At 41.5% G+C, this 20,918-nt stretch carries 24 protein-coding genes and 1 tRNA gene; 13 read left to right on the top strand and 12 right to left on the bottom strand.

Annotated features, from left to right (window positions below):
* Positions 1-21 precede the first annotated feature (21 nt).
* A tRNA-Ala gene (locus G529_RS0101160) sits at positions 22-95 on the bottom strand.
* A 62-nt stretch (positions 96-157) separates the two neighbouring features.
* Here G529_RS0101160 and G529_RS0101155 point away from each other — a divergent pair.
* From G529_RS0101155 to G529_RS0101135, 5 genes are read left to right on the top strand one after another with little or no spacing between them, the layout of a single operon-like run.
* On the top strand, positions 158-658 hold the full coding sequence (locus tag G529_RS0101155; RefSeq protein WP_026913777.1) for a GNAT family N-acetyltransferase: 501 nt from the start codon (positions 158-160) through the stop codon (positions 656-658).
* A 26-nt stretch (positions 659-684) separates the two neighbouring features.
* Complete coding sequence (locus tag G529_RS0101150; RefSeq protein WP_026913776.1) at positions 685-2,025, top strand: MATE family efflux transporter; 1,341 nt, start codon at positions 685-687, stop codon at positions 2,023-2,025.
* Positions 2,026-2,081: 56 nt separating this feature from the next.
* Positions 2,082-2,849, top strand: coding sequence for an enoyl-CoA hydratase/isomerase family protein (locus G529_RS0101145; RefSeq protein ID WP_026913775.1), 768 nt, complete (start codon positions 2,082-2,084; stop codon positions 2,847-2,849).
* Positions 2,850-3,035, top strand: a complete 186-nt coding sequence (locus G529_RS0101140) for a hypothetical protein (RefSeq protein ID WP_026913774.1) — start codon at positions 2,850-2,852, stop codon at positions 3,033-3,035.
* Positions 3,010-3,189: a hypothetical protein gene (locus tag G529_RS0101135; protein ID WP_026913773.1), complete on the top strand. Its 180-nt coding sequence runs from the start codon at positions 3,010-3,012 to the stop codon at positions 3,187-3,189. The genes G529_RS0101140 and G529_RS0101135 overlap by 26 nt, the downstream gene beginning before the upstream one ends.
* 110 nt (positions 3,190-3,299) lie before the next feature.
* Here G529_RS0101135 and G529_RS0101125 read toward each other — a convergent pair whose 3' ends face one another.
* Positions 3,300-3,953 carry a 2OG-Fe(II) oxygenase gene (locus G529_RS0101125; RefSeq protein WP_026913772.1) on the bottom strand — a complete coding sequence of 218 codons (654 nt, stop codon included), beginning with the start codon at positions 3,951-3,953 and terminating at the stop codon, positions 3,300-3,302.
* Positions 3,954-4,052: 99 nt separating this feature from the next.
* On the opposite strand from G529_RS0101125, the gene G529_RS0101120 reads away from it, so the two are divergent.
* On the top strand, positions 4,053-4,505 hold the full coding sequence (locus tag G529_RS0101120; protein WP_026913771.1) for a 6-pyruvoyl trahydropterin synthase family protein: 453 nt from the start codon (positions 4,053-4,055) through the stop codon (positions 4,503-4,505).
* An 86-nt stretch (positions 4,506-4,591) separates the two neighbouring features.
* Here the strand turns inward: G529_RS0101120 and G529_RS15365 are convergent, their stop codons facing one another.
* Entirely contained in the window at positions 4,592-4,963 is a 372-nt protein-coding gene (locus G529_RS15365; protein WP_051201311.1) for a hypothetical protein, read from the bottom strand.
* Between the two features lie 136 nt (positions 4,964-5,099).
* On the opposite strand from G529_RS15365, the gene G529_RS0101110 reads away from it, so the two are divergent.
* Positions 5,100-5,858 carry a UDP-2,3-diacylglucosamine diphosphatase gene (locus tag G529_RS0101110; protein WP_026913770.1) on the top strand — a complete coding sequence of 253 codons (759 nt, stop codon included), beginning with the start codon at positions 5,100-5,102 and terminating at the stop codon, positions 5,856-5,858.
* On the opposite strand, the gene recJ is transcribed toward G529_RS0101110, so the two are convergent.
* Genes recJ through G529_RS0101090 form a run of 4 tightly spaced genes read right to left on the bottom strand, consistent with a single transcriptional unit; the run spans position 5,855 to position 9,669 of the window.
* A complete protein-coding gene (gene recJ, locus G529_RS0101105; RefSeq protein WP_026913769.1) occupies positions 5,855-7,555 on the bottom strand; it encodes a single-stranded-DNA-specific exonuclease RecJ in 1,701 nt (566 codons plus the stop codon). The genes G529_RS0101110 and recJ overlap by 4 nt on opposite strands.
* 54 nt (positions 7,556-7,609) lie before the next feature.
* Positions 7,610-8,179 carry a uracil-DNA glycosylase family protein gene (locus tag G529_RS0101100; protein ID WP_026913768.1) on the bottom strand — a complete coding sequence of 190 codons (570 nt, stop codon included), beginning with the start codon at positions 8,177-8,179 and terminating at the stop codon, positions 7,610-7,612.
* Positions 8,180-8,181: 2 nt separating this feature from the next.
* The gene (gene rsmI / locus G529_RS0101095; protein ID WP_026913767.1) at positions 8,182-8,853 is read right to left on the bottom strand and encodes a 16S rRNA (cytidine(1402)-2'-O)-methyltransferase; all 672 of its coding nucleotides are present in this window, start codon (positions 8,851-8,853) and stop codon (positions 8,182-8,184) included.
* 6 nt (positions 8,854-8,859) lie between these two features.
* Positions 8,860-9,669: a hypothetical protein gene (locus G529_RS0101090; RefSeq protein ID WP_026913766.1), complete on the bottom strand. Its 810-nt coding sequence runs from the start codon at positions 9,667-9,669 to the stop codon at positions 8,860-8,862.
* A 189-nt stretch (positions 9,670-9,858) separates the two neighbouring features.
* On the opposite strand from G529_RS0101090, the gene G529_RS0101085 reads away from it, so the two are divergent.
* The 5 genes from G529_RS0101085 to G529_RS0101065 all read left to right on the top strand — a co-directional run bounded on the left by G529_RS0101085 (position 9,859) and on the right by G529_RS0101065 (position 15,512).
* Positions 9,859-10,503, top strand: a complete 645-nt coding sequence (locus tag G529_RS0101085) for a thymidine kinase (RefSeq protein WP_026913765.1) — start codon at positions 9,859-9,861, stop codon at positions 10,501-10,503.
* Positions 10,496-11,605, top strand: coding sequence for an alanine racemase (gene alr, locus G529_RS0101080; protein ID WP_026913764.1), 1,110 nt, complete (start codon positions 10,496-10,498; stop codon positions 11,603-11,605). Before G529_RS0101085 ends, alr begins: the two co-directional genes overlap by 8 nt.
* Positions 11,606-11,666: 61 nt before the next feature.
* Positions 11,667-12,089 carry a large conductance mechanosensitive channel protein MscL gene (gene mscL, locus G529_RS0101075; RefSeq protein WP_026913763.1) on the top strand — a complete coding sequence of 141 codons (423 nt, stop codon included), beginning with the start codon at positions 11,667-11,669 and terminating at the stop codon, positions 12,087-12,089.
* 185 nt (positions 12,090-12,274) lie between these two features.
* A complete protein-coding gene (locus G529_RS0101070) occupies positions 12,275-13,264 on the top strand; it encodes an aspartate-semialdehyde dehydrogenase (protein ID WP_026913762.1) in 990 nt (329 codons plus the stop codon).
* A gap of 91 nt (positions 13,265-13,355) precedes the next feature.
* Positions 13,356-15,512, top strand: a complete 2,157-nt coding sequence (locus G529_RS0101065; RefSeq protein ID WP_026913761.1) for a prolyl oligopeptidase family serine peptidase — start codon at positions 13,356-13,358, stop codon at positions 15,510-15,512.
* Positions 15,513-15,584: 72 nt separating this feature from the next.
* Here the strand turns inward: G529_RS0101065 and G529_RS0101060 are convergent, their stop codons facing one another.
* Positions 15,585-16,181: an HAD family hydrolase gene (locus G529_RS0101060; RefSeq protein ID WP_026913760.1), complete on the bottom strand. Its 597-nt coding sequence runs from the start codon at positions 16,179-16,181 to the stop codon at positions 15,585-15,587.
* A gap of 104 nt (positions 16,182-16,285) precedes the next feature.
* Here G529_RS0101060 and G529_RS0101055 point away from each other — a divergent pair, with 104 nt between their 5' ends.
* Positions 16,286-17,251 (top strand): ABC transporter ATP-binding protein, encoded by a 966-nt coding sequence (locus G529_RS0101055; protein ID WP_026913759.1) that lies wholly within the window; start codon positions 16,286-16,288, stop codon positions 17,249-17,251.
* Here G529_RS0101055 and G529_RS0101050 read toward each other — a convergent pair.
* From G529_RS0101050 to accC, 4 genes are all read right to left on the bottom strand, one after another.
* The gene (locus G529_RS0101050) at positions 17,244-17,696 is read right to left on the bottom strand and encodes a hypothetical protein (RefSeq protein WP_026913758.1); all 453 of its coding nucleotides are present in this window, start codon (positions 17,694-17,696) and stop codon (positions 17,244-17,246) included. The genes G529_RS0101055 and G529_RS0101050 overlap by 8 nt on opposite strands.
* Positions 17,697-18,368, bottom strand: a complete 672-nt coding sequence (mtgA, locus tag G529_RS0101045) for a monofunctional biosynthetic peptidoglycan transglycosylase (protein ID WP_026913757.1) — start codon at positions 18,366-18,368, stop codon at positions 17,697-17,699.
* Positions 18,365-19,486: an NAD(P)/FAD-dependent oxidoreductase gene (locus tag G529_RS0101040; protein ID WP_026913756.1), complete on the bottom strand. Its 1,122-nt coding sequence runs from the start codon at positions 19,484-19,486 to the stop codon at positions 18,365-18,367. Before G529_RS0101040 ends, mtgA begins: the two co-directional genes overlap by 4 nt.
* Before the next feature lie 76 nt (positions 19,487-19,562).
* Positions 19,563-20,912 carry an acetyl-CoA carboxylase biotin carboxylase subunit gene (gene accC / locus G529_RS0101035; protein WP_026913755.1) on the bottom strand — a complete coding sequence of 450 codons (1,350 nt, stop codon included), beginning with the start codon at positions 20,910-20,912 and terminating at the stop codon, positions 19,563-19,565.
* Between the last annotated feature and the right edge of the window lie 6 nt (positions 20,913-20,918).

Below are 20,918 nucleotides of genomic sequence, written 5' to 3'. Positions count from 1 at the left end.
TGGAATCCAGTGGTTTTTTTGTGGAGAATATCGGAGTCGAACCGATGACCTTTTGGCTGCCAGCCAAACGCTCTAGCCAGCTGAGCTAATCCCCCATAGCTGAGCAAATGTAATGATTTTTCAGAAATATGAAAATGTTTATTTCTTTTAAGAGAAGATGATCGAAAAAGCCAAAATTAGCGACCTGAAGGAAATAAAAATGCTTACGGAAGCCTGTGCCAGGGCTATGATTAGTCTGGGCATTTATCAATGGAATGAGCACTACCCATCCATGAAAAAATTGCGAAAGGATATTGAAAATCAGGAATTATTCAAGCTGGTTTCAAAAAACAATATTCTGGGAATTATCGTACTGAGCGCGGTAAAAGATTTAGAATATGAAGCCATAGAATGGAATAGTGAAACCGAGAACAATCTATATGTTCACCGGTTAGCCACGCATCCAGATTACTGGAGTAGCGGTTTGGGACAGCAATTAATGAATTTTGCCGAAGATTTCGCCCGGGAACAGAATTACGAATCTATTAGACTCGATACCTTTAGTTTAAATAAGCGAAATCACAGATTTTACCAAACGAGGGGATACCAGCGACTGGACGATATTTATTTTCCCATGCAAAGCGATGCACCTTTTCATTGTTACGAGTTGCTATTGTAATCTAAAGGCTTCTATATTTGTTGAATATGAGGTCAAAGCTCGCAAATTCTATAAGTTTTAGTAATATTAACAGGATCGCAATCCCGGCGATTATAGCTGGTATCGCAGAGCCTTTAATCTCTTTAACCGATATTGCCGTTATTGGCAATGTGGAGGAGAATTCTATTGAAGCTCTTGCCGCAGCGGGTATTGTAGGCTCCTTCCTTTCTGCGATCATCTGGATCGTAGCTCAAACCAAAACTGCGATTTCAGCTACCGTTTCTCAACATCTGGGAGCAAATCGGTTACATGCGGTAAAAACCTTGGTGCCGCAAACCATTCTATTTAATTTTATTTTCAGTCTGGTCATTTACGCAACTACAGCGTTCTTTGCTGAAACGATCTTTAGCGCGTATAATGCTGATGGTCTTATTCTACAATATTCTGAAAGTTACTATAAGATCAGGGCACTTGGCTATCCTCTTACGCTGGTAACTTTCGCCATATTTGGCGTCTTTCGGGGACTACAAAATACCCTTTGGGCAATGAAATGTAGCTTAACCGGCGCCGCGGTAAATATCATCCTGGATTATATATTGGTTTATGGAGTCGACGGCCTGGTACCGGCTCTGCATCTTGAAGGTGCCGCCTATTCAAGTCTCGCTGCGCAGGCAACCATGCTTGTGATGGCGCTCTGGTTTTACTTCAGGAAAACACCATTTCATTTAAAGTTGAGTCGTAAGATCAATCCCCAGATGAAACCCTTGCTGCTTATGGCAGCAAACCTTTTCGTTAGAACGGCTGCTCTTAATTTTGCAATCTACCTGGCGAATGCGTATGCGACAGATTACGGTAAAAATTACATTGCTGCACAGAGTATTCTTATGAACATTTGGCTGTTTTTCAGCTTTTTTATTGACGGTTATGCCAATGCTGGGAATGCGATTGGTGGTAAATTACTGGGCGCACGCGATTACAGGAACTTGTGGGAATTAAGTAAAAAAATCAGTAAATATGCGGTGCTCATCGCGCTTATTCTCATGGGAATCTGTTTTGCCCTGTATGATCAGATAGGCCTGCTATTTAATAAAGAAGCCAGCGTTCTGGCCTTGTTCGCCTCGGTATTCTGGATAGTTTTGATCATGCAACCCGTAAATGCGATCGCCTTTATGTTCGACGGAATCTTCAAGGGACTTGGAGAAGCAAAATATCTGCGGAATGTATTACTGGTGGCCACGTTCCTGGGCTTTACTCCAGCCCTGCTGCTTGCAGATCATTTCGGACTGAAACTCTATGCAATCTGGATCGCGTTCTTCATATGGATGCTCATTCGAAGCAGTACTTTGGTGATCTACTTCCGCAGAAAATATCTTCACAAAGAAGTCTAAAGAGCATCAGCAGATATATTCAGAAATCTTACATTTGAGTAAAATCGTAATACAGTATGAATACCACCCGCGAGAACGGAAGTTTGTTTACCAGCATAGTTCAGAATATAGCTACCCTGGAATTTGGCCATCCAGCCAGTAATTCTTTTCCATCGATTCTCCTGAAAAGACTGGAAGATGAGATCCATAGTCTTTCTGGAAATAACGACGTAGCTGTGATCATTCTAAAATCTGAAGGTGAAAAAGCTTTTTGTGCCGGTGCATCTTTTGATGAACTCATCCAGATCGACAACCTGGAAGACGGGAAGAAATTCTTTTCAGGTTTTGCAGGAGTCATCAATGCGATGAGAGTCTGTAAAAAACCAATCGTAGGAAGAATTCATGGCAAAACTGTTGGTGGCGGTGTGGGACTTGCCGCTGCCTGTGATTATGCTTTCGCTACGGAAGCCGCTTCCATCAAACTTTCAGAATTGAGCATTGGAATTGGTCCTTTTGTGATCGCTCCGGCCGTGGAAAGAAAAATGGGCACCGCTGCCCTGGCAGAACTTACTCTGGCTGCACATGAATGGAAGAATGCCTATTGGGCGAAAGAAAAAGGCCTATTCGCACGGGTATTTGAATCCACTAAAGACATGGACAGGGAGATTTCAATATTTACTGAAAAGCTTGCCTCTTACAACCCACAGGCGCTTACAGAAATGAAAAAGATCCTCTGGAAAGATACCAATCACTGGCCGCAACTACTGGAAGAAAGAGCTGCTGTTTCCGGAGAGCTGGTACTTTCAGATTTTACGAAAAATGCGCTTTCAAAATTCAGAAAATAAATGAATTCGATCCAATCTATCCAACCGCAAAAAGATGAAGCTTACGAGATGGGCTACTCCATAGGAACATTTCTAGGCGAGAATATTTATTTATTGATAGCCCTGGTAATTGGATTGATCGCTGGAATTTTCATGTGGAAATACGTTAAAAACACACCCAATGCAGGAACACCTCCCAAAAGATAAGGATGCAAACGAGGCTCAGGAATGGGGCTGGACATTTCAAGAATTCATCACCGAAAACCTGTGGTATCTACTGGCAATTTTATTTTTAATACTCATATTCCTTTACGCACGCTACCGCTGGAGAGTTCGTAACAATCGAAAATACAGGAACTAATGGAAAATGATACCTGGGAATTTCTAAGTTTTTTAAGCGGAATGGGATTTTGGATCCTTCTCGCGATCATTCTTATAGTAGTCGTACTTTACAAAAAGTCTAAAAAGTAATTACCTCGTTTTTAACCAGCCTGTAATGCTCAGCCTTGGAACCTTCACAGTTTTAACTTCGTGTTCCAGTTCCTGACTTTCAAAAATCACCATTCTCCCGGGCAAAGGATAGATCTTCACTTCCTCCTCCTGTCCATTCCTAGACGTATAAATACTCAGTTCTCCGCCATTTTCAGGAGTCCAGTCCTCATTATTGAGGTAACATACCATCGACAATTTCCGTCTTCCATCATTTTGGAACGTATCAAGATGCCGCTTATAGAAAGTACCTTCCGGATATAAGGCATAATGAAATTCTTTGTGTAGAATTCCCATAAAGCAGGTACGATTCAGGTATCGCACCAGATCGTTTACCTTTTGAAAAAATATGGATTCTGCAGGTTCTGCTGTAGCTTCATTCATCCACAAAATAAAATCACCCCGAACAGATTTTTCAATAAGCTCGTTGGTTCTATTCCCGATGGCAGCCTTTTTAAATGCGTCTTCCTTATGTTTGGCTATAAGTGATGACCTTAAAAGGTCCACCTCAGCAGCATTAAAAAACCCATCAACAATACTATAATTTTGCTGAGAGATGCCATTAATGATGGTTTCATAAAGCTCATTAAGCTCGAAATCCAGCTGTTCAAATAACTCCTGTTCTTGAAGGATCATGTGCGAAAAATTTCGCAAATGTAAATTTTAATTCAATTCGTTGGTGTTAAAAATTAGGGCTTAAAAATTCCAATTATCTTTGCACAAAATAACTGCGTAATGAGCAAGATTCGAATCACCAAGCAATTCACTTTTGAAACCGGTCACGCCCTGTATGGTTACGATGGTAAATGTCGTAACGTACATGGTCATTCCTATAAACTGGGAGTTACCGTTATCGGGGAACCTATTACAGATCCTGAGCATGTGAAATTAGGAATGGTGATCGATTTTGGGGATCTAAAAAGGATCGTAAAGTCTGAAATTGTGGACCAGTTCGATCATGCAACAGTGTTCAACAGGAATACACCACATCTGGAACTGGCAGAAGAGCTCAAATCACGCGGTCATCATGTGATCCTGGTCGATTACCAGCCTACAAGTGAGAATATGGTGATCGATTTTGCCGGTAAAATCTCTAAACATTTGCCGGATCATATCCAGCTTCACTCCTTGAAATTACAGGAAACTGAAACTTCTTTTGCAGAGTGGTACGCCAGCGATAATGCTTAGGGCGCATCCCTTCGGGTCGGGCTATTCGCTGCAAGTCCCGTGAAAAACGGGAGCTTTTCGCTACTATCCTTTGCGCAAATCCTGATTTATGACTTTTTCAATTCTCCCAGTTGCAGAGCTTTGTCATAATTGGCACTTACAGATTTCCTTAGACCAAGGATCTTAGCGCCATCTACCCGCTGTAGTGTTACAATGCTTTCACCTTTCTTGTTCTGGGTGATTTTTACAACTTCCACCAGGGTGTTTTGAGCCGACTTATAATTAGCCACTCCACCTTTCTTCACAACGAAGTTAAGCTTTGGCATATTCACAGCCGAATAAGTAGTATTTTTTGGAGTCTGAATGAGAAGACGGTCCCCAACTTTAGGATTATTGTCAATATTCTTGGCATTTACCTGATAACTCATTAAACCACAAATCATTAAAAAAGCGATTGAAAATAGTTTCGTAAATTTCATATTAGCAATATTTATGGGTTTAATCTCTAAAATAATAATTTCTGAGCTTCTGGCGATGCGTTTTTAGAATGCTTTAAGTCTTATATTAAAAATGAAGTTTCAGTAGAATTTCTATCTTCGCTATAAGTTGTAAAGCATGAAAGTTTCCCCGGGAAAAAAGTTATATTTCGCCAGTGATAATCATCTTGGTGCGCCTACTCAGGAAGAAAGCCGACCTCGAGAAGCCAGGTTTGTGAAATGGCTTGATGAGATCAAACAGGATGCAGAAGCAATTTTTCTCCTGGGAGACCTCTTCGATTTCTGGTTTGAATATAAACACGTGATTCCAAAAGGCTTTGTACGAACACTGGGCAAGCTAGCCGAAATCAGAGATTCAGGAATTCCCATTTATTTCTTTGTAGGAAATCATGATTTATGGATGCAGGATTATTTTCAGAAGGAATTAAATATTCCAGTTTATCATAAGCCGCAGGAATTTGAGTTTTCAGGAAAGAAATTTTTAGTTGGTCATGGAGATGGTTTAGGACCCGGAGATCATGGTTACAAAAGAATGAAAAAGGTCTTTACCAATCCCCTTTCCAAATGGTTTTACCGCTGGCTGCATCCTGATCTTGGAGTGCCTTTAGCTCAGTATTTTTCAGTAAAAAACAAAGCGATCTCGGGAGAAGAGGATATGAAATTCTTAGGCGAAGAGAAAGAATGGCTAATACAATACTGCAAGCGTAAACTGGAGCAAAAAGATTATGATTACTTTCTTTTTGGTCACCGGCATTTACCCATGGAAATCGATCTGGACGGGAAAGCAACCTACATCAATACTGGTGATTGGATCAATCATTACACCTTTGCGCAGTTTGACGGAACAGATCTTAAACTGGAGAAACTGGTGTTCTAAACACTTTCTCGTATATCCTTCAGCCTAAGCTGAATCGTGGTATTGCCATTCCAGGTATTTTCATCGAGACTAAAAACAGCATCGAACTTCTTACCCTGCTCTATCAAGTTCAGTTTTTTACCAAGATTAAAGCCAATCACATCAAACTTGATGTTTGAACCTTCCTGTTTTACCTGGCATTTCAGGTGAGTTTTATCTGTACCCACACATTTTCCAAAGCCGGTGTCGGTTAAGTTTCGCGCAAGAAAAACCGGCGACATGTTTCCAGGTCCAAAAGGAGCGAATTGCTTCAGGATCCGGTAGAATTTTGGTGTTATATCTTTCAGCTCTAACTCGGCATCAATGTTAATTTCAGGTGTAAGCAACTGCCGGTCGATCGTTTCTGAAACGACCTCCTCAAACTTTCTTTTAAAATTATCATATTCGGCTTCGAGCAGGGTCAATCCCGCTGCGTACTTATGACCCCCAAATTGCTCAATATGTTCACTGCAGGCTTCCAGGGCTTCATAAACATCGAAACCTTTTACAGACCTAGCGGAGGCAGCAAGACGTTCCCCGCTCTTTGTGAAAACGAGCGTTGGGCGATACCAGGTTTCAGTTAACCTGGAAGCCACGATTCCAATCACTCCCTTGTGCCACTGTTCATCGTAGACCACGGTGGTTAGTCGGTTTTCTTCCTGAAGATCCAGGATTTGCTGTTTCGCTTCTTCTGTAATACTTTTATCTGTACTTCTGCGATCTGTGTTATAAGTCTCTATTTCTTCAGCATACGTTGCAGAGATCGCTTCATCTTCTTCGGTGAGCAGGTTTACTGCGTGCAGACCATGCTTCATTCTGCCCGCCGCGTTGATTCTTGGCGCCACCATAAAAACAACGTCTGTAATACTTACATTTTTACGTTCGCCCAGCAAACTTTGAATTCCTTTACGCGGGGCAACATTGATCACATGCAATCCATGATAAGCGAGAATCCTGTTTTCACCAGTGATGGGTACAATATCTGCTCCAATAGCCGTTGCGACCAGATCAAGATATGGCAGCAAGGTTTCTTCGGGTTCATTATTCTTCCTGGTGATCGCCTGGATCAATTTGAAACCAACTCCGCAACCGCACAGTTCGTCATATGGATAGTGGCAATCACTCCTCTTAGGATCCAGTACTGCGGCAGCTTCTGGCATTTCGGCACCAGGGCGGTGATGATCACAGATCACAAAATCGATTCCTTTTATCTTTGCGTAAGCTACTTTCTCGATCGCTTTGATTCCGCAGTCTAAAGCAATTATAAGACTTACGTCATTATCTTCAGCATAATCGATTCCTTTGTAGGATACGCCGTAACCTTCAGCATACCTGTCTGGAATATATGTGGTCACATGTGGATATCTGAATTTCAGAAAAGAAGACATAAGCGCAACACTCGTAGTGCCATCCACATCATAATCTCCATAGACCATAATGTGCTCTCCGGCTTCCATCGCCTGTTCTATTCTGGCGACTGCTCTGTCCATATCCTTCATCAGGAAAGGATCATGCAGATCATCCAACTGTGGTCTGAAAAACTTTTTCGCCTCGTCAAAAGTGGTTATTCCTCGCTGAACCAGTAATTTTGAAATTGCGAGTCCGGTTCCAAGCTTTTCGGCGAGAGCCTGAGCTGTGATAGGATCGGGTTTTGGTTTCAGGGTCCAGCGCGTCTTCATGGTCGTTCAAATTTCAGCCGAAAGTAATAAATTTATGCTTCTAATCTATGGGTGCTATTCTCCTATTATCGACCTGATCTTCTGCTGAAGTGTAGGCACTATGGCCGATTCAAATTCAGGATTCTTCATTCTCCAAAATCGGTTTACAGGAGAGGGATGCGGCAAAGGCCAGTATTCGGGAAGATATTGCTCATACTCATGAACCTTAGCCGTAAGATTATTCTTTTTTCCGAGGTAATAATTGGAAGCATAAGCACCAATAAGAATCTTCAGCTTCACATTTTTTAAATGTTGAAGTACTTCTTCATGCCAGAGAGGAGCACATTCTTTTCTAGGCGGCAAATCTCCGGTTTGCGCTTTCCCGGGATAACAGAAACCCATTGGCAAAATGGCGAAGTTATCCTGATCATAGAATGTATCATCATCTACGCCCAGCCATTTCCGCAGTTTTTTACCGCTTTGATCCTTCCAGGCAATTCCAGATTCATGCACCACTCTTCCCGGCGCCTGACTAATAAGTATGATCCTTGATTTTGGCGTTGCTTCAATGATAGGCCTGGGGCCTAGTGGTAAATGTTCCTTACAAACTTTACAATCCCGTATGCTGCTTAATAGTTCTTTCAAATTCAGCTTTTTCCAGCAACCACCATCACCAGTTCACCTTTTGGAGGATTTGCCGTATAATGGGCATGTACTTCTGGGATACTCCCCCGAATGGTTTCTTCATGCATTTTGGTGATCTCACGGGATATGGAAACGCGACGTTCCTCGCCAAAATATTCCTGAAAATGGCCTAAAGTTTTGAGCAATTTATGCGGTGATTCGTAAAAGATCATCGTACGCGTTTCTTCAGCAAGGATCTTAAGCCTGGTCTGTCTTCCTTTCTTGACTGGCAAAAAACCTTCGAATACGAATTTATCGTTAGGGAGTCCGCTATTTACCAGCGCCGGGACAAATGCCGTGGCTCCCGGAAGGCAATCTACTTCAATTCCCGCATCCACACAAGCCCTGGTAAGCAAAAACCCGGGATCTGAAATTGCCGGAGTTCCCGCATCACTAATCAATGCAAGGGTTTCTCCAGCTTTGATTCTGGAAACAATATGATCTACTGTTTTATGTTCGTTATGCATGTGATGACTCTGCATGGGAGTCTGTACACCCAGATGCTTCAGTAATTTTCCACTGGTACGGGTATCTTCAGCCAGGATGAGATCCACTTCTTTTAAAATACGAATCGCTCTCAAGGTGATATCCTCAAGATTCCCGATTGGCGTGGGAACCAGGTATAGTTTACCCATCATGATCTATTTTCCGAACTTGTTTTCGATATGAGTTCTAAAACGTTCTTCATAAGCTTCCTTCCCCTGCCAGTTGTTATAATCCGGCTTTACGACCAGGTTGATGAACTTCAAAGCTTCTTCCAGGCTGGTAAAGGTATTTAACTGTGAAAGTACACGATTGTAATCTGCGGTATCTCCGCCAAAAAGATGTTTGATGTAAGCAAGACGCTCATTTAAGCCGATATTGATGCCTTTCTTCAGTCGGTCATTAAGGGACCTTGGTTTATCGTTGGCCGGAACGTGTTTTACCGGTTCAAAATCTGGCAAATTATCATAATCCACACCTATATTTCTGAAATCTTTCTTCTCTTCGACCTGTTGTGAATAGGGTGCCGAATTCGAAACTTCAGGCGCATCGTTGATATGATTCATAAAAAGATCTACCGACTGACTTTCAGGAGGCATTTGCGCTACGATATCTTTAATCTTTTCAGTATTCGGTTCTGTGATCGCGTCTGTATCCTCATTAAATTCAGTTCCATCCGGATAAAATTCATCGTAAGCAGATAATTGCGCAGGTGGTTCAGGCAGGTCTTGTACCTGAGGCTCTGGAGCAATTGCTTCTTCCTTTTTCACGATCTCCTTTTGGTGCGGAATTTCTTCGGATTGCTGCGGAACTTCTTCGGAAAGATGTTTTTCAGTAAAAGCCAGAACAGTCAGTTTTTCATATAGATGCAAAGCATGTTCCTTGAGCTCCATCGTAGTAAAATGTCCTTTATTCTGAAGGATTTTTTCAGCGATTTCCGCCAGTTCTGCTTCAATTTTCTTTTTCATCACTTTAATTTTATATGTTTTCTACCAGTCAGAAGAAATTCTTATTTTATAGTTTTCAGGCAGACAAATCAGGTTACTACTCATTTCATAACTTTCATGATTCGCTCTTTCTCCGGGTTGTATTTTTAATAAATTTGTTCCACCTTTATACGAAAGAGGTATTTCCCGTTTCGATTTGAAAAATACAAAATGTTTCTCGAAAATACAGTAAATCACGAAGAGCAATTTGGCTGGATTGAGGTTATCTGTGGGTCAATGTTTTCCGGAAAAACGGAAGAATTGATACGCCGACTCAAACGCGCAAAATTCGCCAAACAAAATGTTGAGATCTTCAAACCTGCGATCGATGTTAGGTATGACGAGGAAATGGTCGTATCTCACGATTCCAATGAAATAAGGTCTACACCGGTGCCCTCTGCTTCCAACATACGCTTGCTTGCAGATGGCTGTGACGTGATCGGGATCGATGAGGCACAATTTTTTGATGATGAGATCGTCACCGTTTGTAATGATCTTGCCAACCAGGGAATTCGAGTGATCGTGGCCGGTCTGGACATGGATTTTAAGGGGAATCCATTTGGACCCATGCCCAATTTGATGGCTACTGCAGAGTATGTAACCAAAGTGCATGCGGTTTGCACCAGAACCGGAAATCTTGCCCAGTTCAGTTATCGAAAAGCAATCAACGACGACCTGGTATTTCTTGGAGAGACTGAAGAATATGAACCATTGAGTCGGGCTGCATATTATAAAGCCATGTTGCGTGAACGCGTAAAAAAACTTGATGTGAATGCCGAAGAACTGAATGCTAAAAAGACCAAAGAAAATGCCTAAAGCCAAAGAGACCGTTCTGGAGATTGATCTCGGAGCACTGGCGCACAATTACAGATATTTAAGAGCAAAGATTGACGATGGAGTAAAATTCCTTTCAGTGGTAAAAGCTTTTGCCTATGGAAATGATTCAGTGATCATTGCCAGAAAACTGGAAGAACTTGGCACTGATTATTTCGCGGTTGCTTATGTGGAAGAAGGAATACATCTACGGAAGAATGGGATTACCAAACCTATTCTAGTACTGCATCCACAATTCACCCATTTCGAAGATATTATTGAACATTGCCTGGAGCCTAATCTATATAGCGAGAAGATCTTACGTTCTTTCGTAGAAATTGCTGAATCTAAAAACCAAAGGAACTATCCTGTTCATATCAAGCTGAACACAGGTTTGAATAGGCTGGGATTCGATCAGCCTGAAATTCAAAATGTCAGGGATATCATTCAGAACACGGAGAGTCTAAAGATAGCGTCTGTATTTTCACATCTGGCTGCCAGTGAAGACTGGAAAGAAAGAGATTTTACCGTAGGACAAATAGATCTTTTCAGAAAGATGACCTGGGAGTTGATCGAAGGCCTGGACTATGAACCTATCTTGCATATCTGCAACACTTCCGGAGTGCTCAACTACCCAAAAGCAGCCTTTAGCATGGTGCGCAGCGGGATTGGATTATATGGTTATGGGAATGATAAAAATATAGATCCAGAACTAAGACCGGTTTCTACTTTAAAAACAATCATTTCGCAGATAAGGAGTCTTGATAAAGGGGATACCGTTGGTTACAATCGCGCCTTTAAAGTAGAAAAACCTACACGTATCGCTACACTTCCTGTTGGACATGCTGATGGGATCAACCGGATCTATGGAAAAGGCAAGGCTGGAGTGATCATAAACGGAAAATACGCGCCAATTGCCGGCAATGTATGCATGGATATCATCATGGTAGATGTTACGGGTATATCATGTGAAGAAGGCGATGAAGTGATCGTTTTTGGAGGACCTCAGCACCCGGTAAAGTTTGCTGAAGCCGGAGGCACTATTTCTTATGAATTGATCACCGGTATTCAGAGAAGAGTGACACGCCTGGTGATCCCGGAATAAATAATTGGGAAGACTTCTCAAAATTTATATAAATTTGAAAATCAACTAACAACTATATTCTATGAGCTTTTTTTCAGATTTTAAAGCATTCCTTTTGAAGAAGGATATTGTAGCACTGGCAACCGCTGTGGTAATTGGCGCTGCATTCAACAAAGTGATTTCATCTGTAGTGGCAGATATTTTCATGCCTATCATTGGTTTGATTACCGGTGGTGTGGATCTTACCCAAAAATTCATTGCCCTGGATGGTGTGGAGTATGAAAGCCTGGAAGCCGCTCAGGAAGCTGAAGCCGCAATTCTTACCTATGGAAATGTGATACAGGCGGTTATCTACTTCATCATTGTTGGTCTGTTCATTTTTCTTTTTTTAAGAGCTTATGAAAAAACTAAAAAGAAGGAAGAAGCTGCAGCTCCAGCAGGACCAACAAAAGAAGAGGTTTTACTTACTGAAATTCGTGACGAACTAAGAAAAAGGAATATTTAAGACGTACGCTTACCGCTACATTACTCATTCTTAACTAAACCCCTGGCAAAAACCAGGGGTCTTTTTTTAACAATAATCTAAAATTGGTGCAATTTTTTTAAAACAGCTTAAATTTTCAGAAAGGAGGCAGATAGAATAATTTGCAAGCGATAACTTTGTAATTCATCTTTTAAAGAAAGCAAAATATGAAAGTAGCTGTAGTTGGAGCAACCGGGATGGTAGGAAGCGTAATGCTGAAAGTACTGGAAGAACGTAATTTTCCACTTACCGAACTTATTCCTGTAGCTTCTGAAAAATCTGTAGGCAAGAAAATAGCCTACAATGGAAAGGAGTTTGAAGTGGTAAGCCTTGAAACCGCAGTTTCCATGAAACCGGAAGTGGCCATATTTTCAGCTGGTGGAGACACTTCATTGGAATGGGCTCCAAAATTTGCTTCCGCAGGAACTACGGTGATCGATAATTCTTCAGCATGGAGAATGAATCCAAAACATAAGCTGGTGATCCCGGAGATCAATGCGAACCTGCTTTCAAAAGAAGACAGGATCATTGCGAACCCTAATTGTTCCACGATACAGTTATTAATGGCTCTAAAGCCGCTGCACGATACGTATAAGATCAAACGGGTCGTGGTTTCAACATACCAGTCCATTACCGGAACCGGAGTAAAAGCCGTACAACAGCTGGAGAACGAATATGCCGGTAAGAAAGAAGAAATGGCCTATCCTTATCCAATTCATAAGAATGCATTGCCACATTGTGATGTTTTCCAGGACAATGGATACACCAAAGAAGAGATGAAATTAACGAACGAAACCAAGAAAATTCTTGGGGATGACTCGGTGAACGTAACGGCAACTGCGATTCGTATTCCGGTGGTTGGAGGACATTCAGAATCTGTGAATATCGAGTTCGAGAAAGATTTCGATGTAGTTGATGTACGAAAGATCCTGAGTGATTTCCCAGGAATCACCGTTCAGGACAACCCGGAATTAAACACCTATCCCATGCCAATTTATGCGGAAGGAAAAGACGATGTCTTTGTAGGTAGATTACGTAGAGATCTTAGCCAGCCAAATACGCTGAATATGTGGATCGTTGCAGATAATCTCCGTAAAGGCGCGGCCACCAATGCGGTGCAGATCGCAGAATATTTACTGGAGCAGAAACTATTATAATCCACAATTTTAAAATTTTACTTAAAAGCCTGAAACTGTAAAGATTCAGGCTTTTTAATTCTTATTTTAGACATTCTAAAGCAAGAATCGTATGAAGAAAATCTATTCTGGCATTGTAGGACTTGGCCTGGTTGCCGGGTCGCTGAGTGCACAAAGTCAAAACCAAAGCAAATTGAACTATCCTGAAACCAAAAAAGTTGATACTGTAACCGATTATTTTGGAACCGAAGTCAAAGATCCATATCGCTGGCTGGAAGATGACCGTAGTGAGGAAACAGAGAACTGGGTAAAAAGACAGAACGAGGTGACTTTCGATTACCTTGAGAATATTCCGTACAGAAATAAACTGAAGGAACGTCTTACCAAATTATGGGATTATGAAAAACTGAGCGCTCCTTTTACTGAAGGCGAGAAGATCTATTTCTTCAAGAATGACGGACTTCAGAATCAAAGTGTGCTGTATCGTCGTGAATCTGAAGAAGCGGAAGCCAAAGTATTTCTGGATCCCAACAAATTCAGTGAAGATGGCACTACCTCCCTCGCAGGAATGAGCTTTTCCGAAGATGGAAAGAAACTGGCCTATGCTATTTCTGAAGGTGGAAGCGACTGGAGAAAGATCATTGTCATGAATGCTGATGATAAGAAAATATTAGGCGATACCATTAAAGATGTAAAGTTCAGCGGAATTAGCTGGAAAGGCAATGAAGGTTTTTATTACAGCAGTTACGACAAACCAGATGGAAGTGAACTTTCAGCAAAGACAGATCAGCATAAATTATATTATCATAAACTGGGAACGCCACAAAGTGACGACCAGATCATCTTCGGAAATTCTGAAGCACAAAAGCGTCGTTATGTAGGAGGAAGTGTTACTGAAAATAATCGGTACCTTATCATTTCAGCTCGTAATTCAACTTCTGGTGGAGAGCTCTATATGATGGACCTTCAGAAGGAAACTCCGGAACTGGTTACAATACTGGATAATCAGAACACCGATTCTTATGTGATCGAAAACGAGGACAGCAAATTATTTATCGTAACCAATCTTGATGCCCCAAATAAGAAGATCGTAACCGTGGATGCGAGCGATCCACGTCCGGAGAACTGGGAAGATTTTATCCCGGAAACCGAGCATGTACTGAGTCCTTCAACCGGTGGTGGTTATTTCTTTGCAGAGTATATGGTTGATGCCATTTCAAAAGTAAAGCAATATGATTATGACGGGAAGCTTGTGCGTGAAGTAGAACTTCCTGGTGTAGGTTCTGCCGGAGGTTTTGGAGCGAAGAAAGACAAGGATGTGCTTTACTATAGCTTTACAAATTACGTAACTCCGGGAACTATTTATAAATACGATATTGAAAATGGTACTTCTGAAGTTTATAATAAACCAGACATAGATTTTGATCCGGAACAATTTACCAGCGAACAGGTTTTCTACGAATCAAAGGATGGAACTAAGATCCCAATGATCATTACCTACAAGAAAGGAACTCAGCTTGACGGGAAGAATCCAACGATCCTTTATGGTTATGGAGGATTTAATGTGAGCCTCACTCCTGGTTTTAGCACCGCAATGAGCGTTTGGCTGGAACAAGGCGGTGTTTATGCTGTTCCTAACCTTCGTGGTGGTGGTGAATATGGGAAAGCATGGCATGATGCAGGTACCAAGCTTAAAAAGCAGAATGTATTTGATGATTTTATCGCCGCTGCAGAATACCTGATCGACAATGATTATACTTCCAGCGATTATCTTGCTGTAAGAGGTGGCTCTAATGGTGGTTTGCTGGTAGGAGCGACCATGACTCAGCGACCAGGTCTTATGAAAGTTGCACTACCTGCAGTTGGAGTTATGGACATGTTGAGATACCATACGTTTACTGCCGGCGCCGGTTGGGCTTATGATTATGGTACTGCGGAAGATAATAAAGAAATGTTCCAGTATCTCTATAACTATTCTCCGGTACATAGTGTGGAGGCAGGTACCGAATATCCTGCGACGCTTGTCACTACAGGTGATCATGATGACCGGGTAGTTCCTGCGCATTCTTTTAAATTCGCCGCAGAGTTACAGGATAAGCAGGAAGGCAGCAACCCAACGCTTATAAGAATTGAAACCAATGCCGGTCATGGTGCAGGGAAACCCACCAGTAAGATCATCGAAGAATATGCAGATATCTTTGGTTTTACCTTGTATAATATGGGCTTTGAAGCGCTTCCAAATGAAATGAAAGAGCTTCCAAAAGATTAATATTTTTGAAATTCTGGACATAAAAAAAGCGCGGCAGAGAAGCCGCGCTTTTTTGTTTCAACCACTAAAGGTTTAATTCACTCGTTCTAATTTACCGGAATCTTCATCTACCAGGAATCCCTTATCAGCTTTATGCAGGATTTCTTCATCATCATCTGAATAAGCTTCCAGAATTTCATACGCTCCCAGTGCTTCGTCCAGTCTCCTTATCTTCTCTGCATCATTACAGGCTTTGCCGTCTATCGTATAATTTCCATCCTTAAAAATGGTTCTGGTTCCTAATACCTTAACCGGAAGAATTTCCTCCAGGTATTTCGTATAAACTTCAAAGCCACCGGTGACCACAAATACTTTGATGCCCTGCTTCTCAAACTTCTCAATATCTTCCAGCATTTTACTTCTGAAATATTCCGGATATTCCAGGTTCCAGAATTGTCGCGCATACCTGGTGACTGTTTCCGGATCCAGGTTTTTAAGATAGTTGTAAAAATTCTCTTTAAAATCGGTTTTACTTACCATGCGCATGTTTCCCAGCATTTTCATCCAGCCTAGCTGGGCAAGTCTTATCAATTTATACCCATTCTTATAGCATACAAATTTGAAGAACTCATCTTTGGAAGATTTTTGATATAAGGTTTTATTGAGATCGTAAACGACTATTTTTTGCATTCGATGATTCTATTCTTATTTATGTTCTTTAGCTTTAAAATAAGTTACGGAAATAGCCATTTTCGAATACGGTCATTATGATAATTTCAACAAGAATTTAACCTATGCTTCAGCTCAAGAACGTCTCCTTCACCTATGATACAGAACCAGTATTGAAGAACATCAGTATGAAAATAGATCAGGCTGAGAACATTTCAATCATTGGTGAAAGCGGCTGTGGAAAAAGCACTTTACTCAAGCTCATTTATGGCCTGCTTCATACAGAAGGCAGGATTACCTGGAAAAACAAAGAGCTTTTGGGTCCTAATTATAACCTGGTGCCTGGAGAAGACTTTATAAAATACCTGGCCCAGGATTTTAATTTGATGTTACCCCTAAGCGCTGCTGAAAATATTGGGAAATATCTAAGCAACTTCTATCCGGTAAAGAAGAAACGCCGAATCAAAGAATTACTGGAAGTCGTGGAAATGACCGATCTCGCTGATAGAAAAGCGAAATTGCTGAGTGGCGGACAACAGCAAAGAATCGCTCTGGCCAGGGCACTCGCGAAAGAACCTGAAATTCTATTGCTTGATGAACCCTTTAGCCATATTGATCACTTCAGAAAAAATAAATTGAGAAGAAGACTCTTTGCCTACCTAAAGGAACAGCAAATTACCTGTATTATCGCCACGCATGACAGTACCGACGCCCTGGCATTTGCAGACAGGACTTTTGTTCTAAAAAATTCCAGCATCTATGCTCAGGGCAATCCTGAAGATTTATACCAGCAACCTCCTAATGTTTATGTTGCCAGTCTTTTTGGAGATGTAAACCATCTTCCCGTGAAACTGATAAACCCTAATCATCAAAGCAGGCAAAAGATCGTGGTGTATCCCCATGAATTAAAAGTCGCCAATGCTGGTACAGAAGCTATCGTTCAAAATTCGTATTTTAAAGGAGAATCATTTCTTATTGAGATTTTAGCGGGCAGCAGAACCGTATTGCTTAATCATCATAAAGAAATAGCTACCGGGCAGAAGCTTAAATTTAAACTGAGAGAAGGCGTGCTGGAGAGTCGACTCAAATAATCTTTTCAATGCGAACACTTTGCTGATTAAATGTGTAACTCTCATTTTCAGTTTTTCCCAGCATGGCAATGGCAACAGGAGCCTTACTGCCAATCGCATAGATCTTTGTACTCTGAACGATCAATTCTCCGGCTGGAATAGAAATAAAATAATTCGCCTTATCAGTAAAGACTAGACTTCCTGTTTTAATGGTTCCAGTAGCGCTTTGCAGGGATATCCGGTTTAATACAGACTGCATTTGCTCATATTGCTGTAATTGATTGCTCAGCTTGTTCCACTCAATATTGATCATTTCACGGCCGGTTTCAAACTTGTCTCCGGCACTGCTCTTGGATTCATTTTCCAGGTCTTGTTTTAAACCCTGCATCGCATCCTGTAGTGCAGTTGTTTTTTGCTGTATAAATTGCTCACATTTTTCCAGCAGCTCTTGTTTAAGCGTTTCCATTTAGTTTAAGCTGAGTTTACCAAGATTTTGCATTTGCTTTACGATCCAGTTTTTTCTATTGGTAATAAAAGAAGATGCGGGACTTGCACGATATACTCTTGGATTGGGTAATACAGCAGCAATAGCTGCAGCTTCATAAGCTCCGAGCTTTGCAGCATCCTTGCCAAACCAGTGTATCGAAGCAGCCTGTGCACCATAAATTCCTTTGCCCATTTCGATACTATTCAAATAGACTTCTAGAATTCGTTCTTTTCCCCAGATCATTTCGATCAGGAAAGTGAAATAAGCTTCCAGACCTTTCCGGAACCAGGTTCTGCCCGGATATAAAAAAACATTTTTGGCTGTTTGCTGGGATATGGTACTTGCTCCGCGAATTTTTCGGCCATTGCGATTGTCTTCCATCGCTTTCTTGATCGCTTTAAAGTCAAAGCCGCTGTGTGTTGGAAAGTTTTGATCCTCACTGGCGATAACTGCTTTTTGAAGGTGGCCTGAAATCTCGTCCATCGTAACCCAGTCGTGCTCAATGTTCTCCTCCGGATTCTCAAAATAACGTATTACCATCAAAGGCGTAAAAGGAACCGGCACCCATTTATAGATGACTACAATAGCGATGCTAAAAATGAATAGTCCAAGAAGTATCTTGAAAAGGAATATGAAAAATCTTTTGATCATGAATTCAAAGTTAAGTTAGCCAGGTCTCGACCTACAAGACTCCCAATGGCGATACCCATACCACCGAGTCTTACTCCACAAAAAACATTACTGGAAATTGCTTTAATTACCGGTTGCCGGGTAGCACCAACTCCCATGATCCCGCTCCACTGGCGATCTATTTCGAAAGCTGTATCGGGCAGAATGCAGGATTTTAGTAAAGCTCTTAGTTTGTTCTGAATTAAACTCGTTGTTCCTGTAATATCGGTTTCCTCTCCGGTAAAATCAAGATTACGTCCGCCTCCAAACAGTATCCGGTTATCAATATTCCTGAAATAGAAATACCCTCTGTCCAGGTGAAAAGTACCTTGAAGGTGTAGATTTTCGATTGGTTTGGTGATCAAAACCTGAGCCCGGGCTGGCTTTACTTCTTCAAGACCCAGCCTTGAAGCAAAACCATTGGTTGCAATGATTAGTTTTTTTACTGAAAATTTGAATTGATTGGTAATCACTTCTACTGCCGAATTTCCATCAGTGAATGAGATAACTTCCATACCATTCAGGATTCTGATGTTTTCGGTATGGACCTTTTTTAAAAGCATTTGCATCATTCTGCCGGTATCGATCTGTCCCTCGAACCGGTTATAGATGAGTCTGGGCTTGATATTGCTGAAGCGAAAGTTATTCGAGGTTTCACTGAAAACTGACTCTCCAAAGACAGGTGTCAATAGTTTGTTGACGCTGCTGATTGCACTCATACTCTGTTCGTACAGCGCACTATCTGCTTCGGTAAATAGTTCGTATCCCCCGTTCTGCTGAAAATCGATCTGCCTGTCACCCAGATTCTTCCGCAGAAGGTTCAAACCATCCCAACGTTTTTGGATCAAAGTGATCACTTCTTCTTCAGAAAGTGTTTTAAGATCATCGAGAATTTCAGAAATACTTCCGAAGCAGGCAAAACCGGCATTTTTGGTACTGGCACCCTCAGGGAGAATTCCTTTCTCCAGGATAAGGATCTTTGCCGAAGGTTGTTTTTTTCGTATTTCCAGAGCACAATTTAATCCCGTGATACCACTTCCAACGATACAGTAATCGATATTGTTGATCCAGGATTCATATTCCCAGAAGGAAAAATTCATGCGCGTTTTAAGTTTGTGTTCAAATTACAAAAACTATCGCATAAAAAACCCCGGAATTTCCGGGGTTCGTTTTTTTTTATTCTTCAAGAGGTTTCATTTTGAAATCCTCCATGAATTTTGTGGTATAATTTCCTTCGATATAATCTGGATGATCCATTAACTGTCTATGGAATGGAATCGTGGTTTTTACACCTTCAATCACAAATTCGTCGAGTGCTCGCTTCATTTTATTGATCGCTTCCTCTCTGGTTTGAGCGGTAGTGATCAATTTAGCGATCATCGAATCATAATTTGGAGGGATCACATAACCACTGTAAACATGAGTATCGATACGCACTCCATGACCTCCAGGTGCGTGAAGATTGGTGATCTTCCCCGGTGATGGTCTAAAGTTATGATATGGGTCTTCCGCATTAATTCTACATTCGATGGAGTGTAATTGCGGGATATAATTCTTTCCGGAAATTGGCACTCCAGATGCTACCAGGATCTGTTCACGAATAAGATCGTAATCGATCACCTGCTCTGTAATTGGATGCTCTACCTGAATACGGGTATTCATTTCCATGAAGTAGAAGTTTCTATGCTTATCTACAAGGAATTCTACCGTTCCTGCTCCTTCATATTTAATGAATTCAGCAGCTTTTACAGCGGCATCACCCATTTTCTTACGAAGTGTATCGGTCATGAATGGTGACGGAGTTTCTTCGGTAAGTTTCTGGTGACGTCTTTGTACAGAACAATCTCTTTCAGAAAGGTGACAGGCTTTCCCGCTGCTGTCTCCTACAATCTGGATCTCAATATGGCGCGGCTCTTCAATAAGCTTTTCCATATACATCCCGTCGTTTCCAAAAGATGCGGCTGCTTCTTTACGGGCAGATTCCCAGGCTGGTTCCAGCTCCTGCTCTGTCCATACCGCACGCATTCCCTTACCACCACCACCGGCAGTTGCCTTCAGCATGACTGGATATCCAATCTCTTTGGCAAGTTTCTTACATTCGGTAAAATCTTCAAGAATTCCTTCAGATCCCGGAACACAAGGTACACCAGCAGCTCTCATCGTAGCTTTGGCAGTTGCCTTGTCCCCCATTTTACTGATCATCTCTGGAGAGGCACCAATAAACTTGATGTCGTGTTCTTCACAGATCTTCGAAAACTTGGCATTTTCAGAAAGAAATCCGTATCCCGGGTGGATTGCATCAGCATTGGTGATCTCTGCTGCTGCGATAATATTTGAAATTTTTAAATAGGAAAGGTTACTGGGTGCAGGTCCAATACAAACCGCCTCATCTGCAAATCTAACATGTAGACTTTCAGCATCTGCAGTAGAATAAACCGCTACCGTTTTAATTCCCATTTCCTTACAGGTACGAATCACACGAAGTGCGATCTCTCCCCTGTTTGCAATCAATATTTTTTTAAACATACCTAG

The organism is Christiangramia portivictoriae DSM 23547 (assembly GCF_000423045.1).
Taxonomy (GTDB): domain Bacteria; phylum Bacteroidota; class Bacteroidia; order Flavobacteriales; family Flavobacteriaceae; genus Christiangramia; species Christiangramia portivictoriae.
Note: the sequence above shows the minus strand (reverse complement) of the source record. Positions and strands in the feature narration are given on the sequence as shown.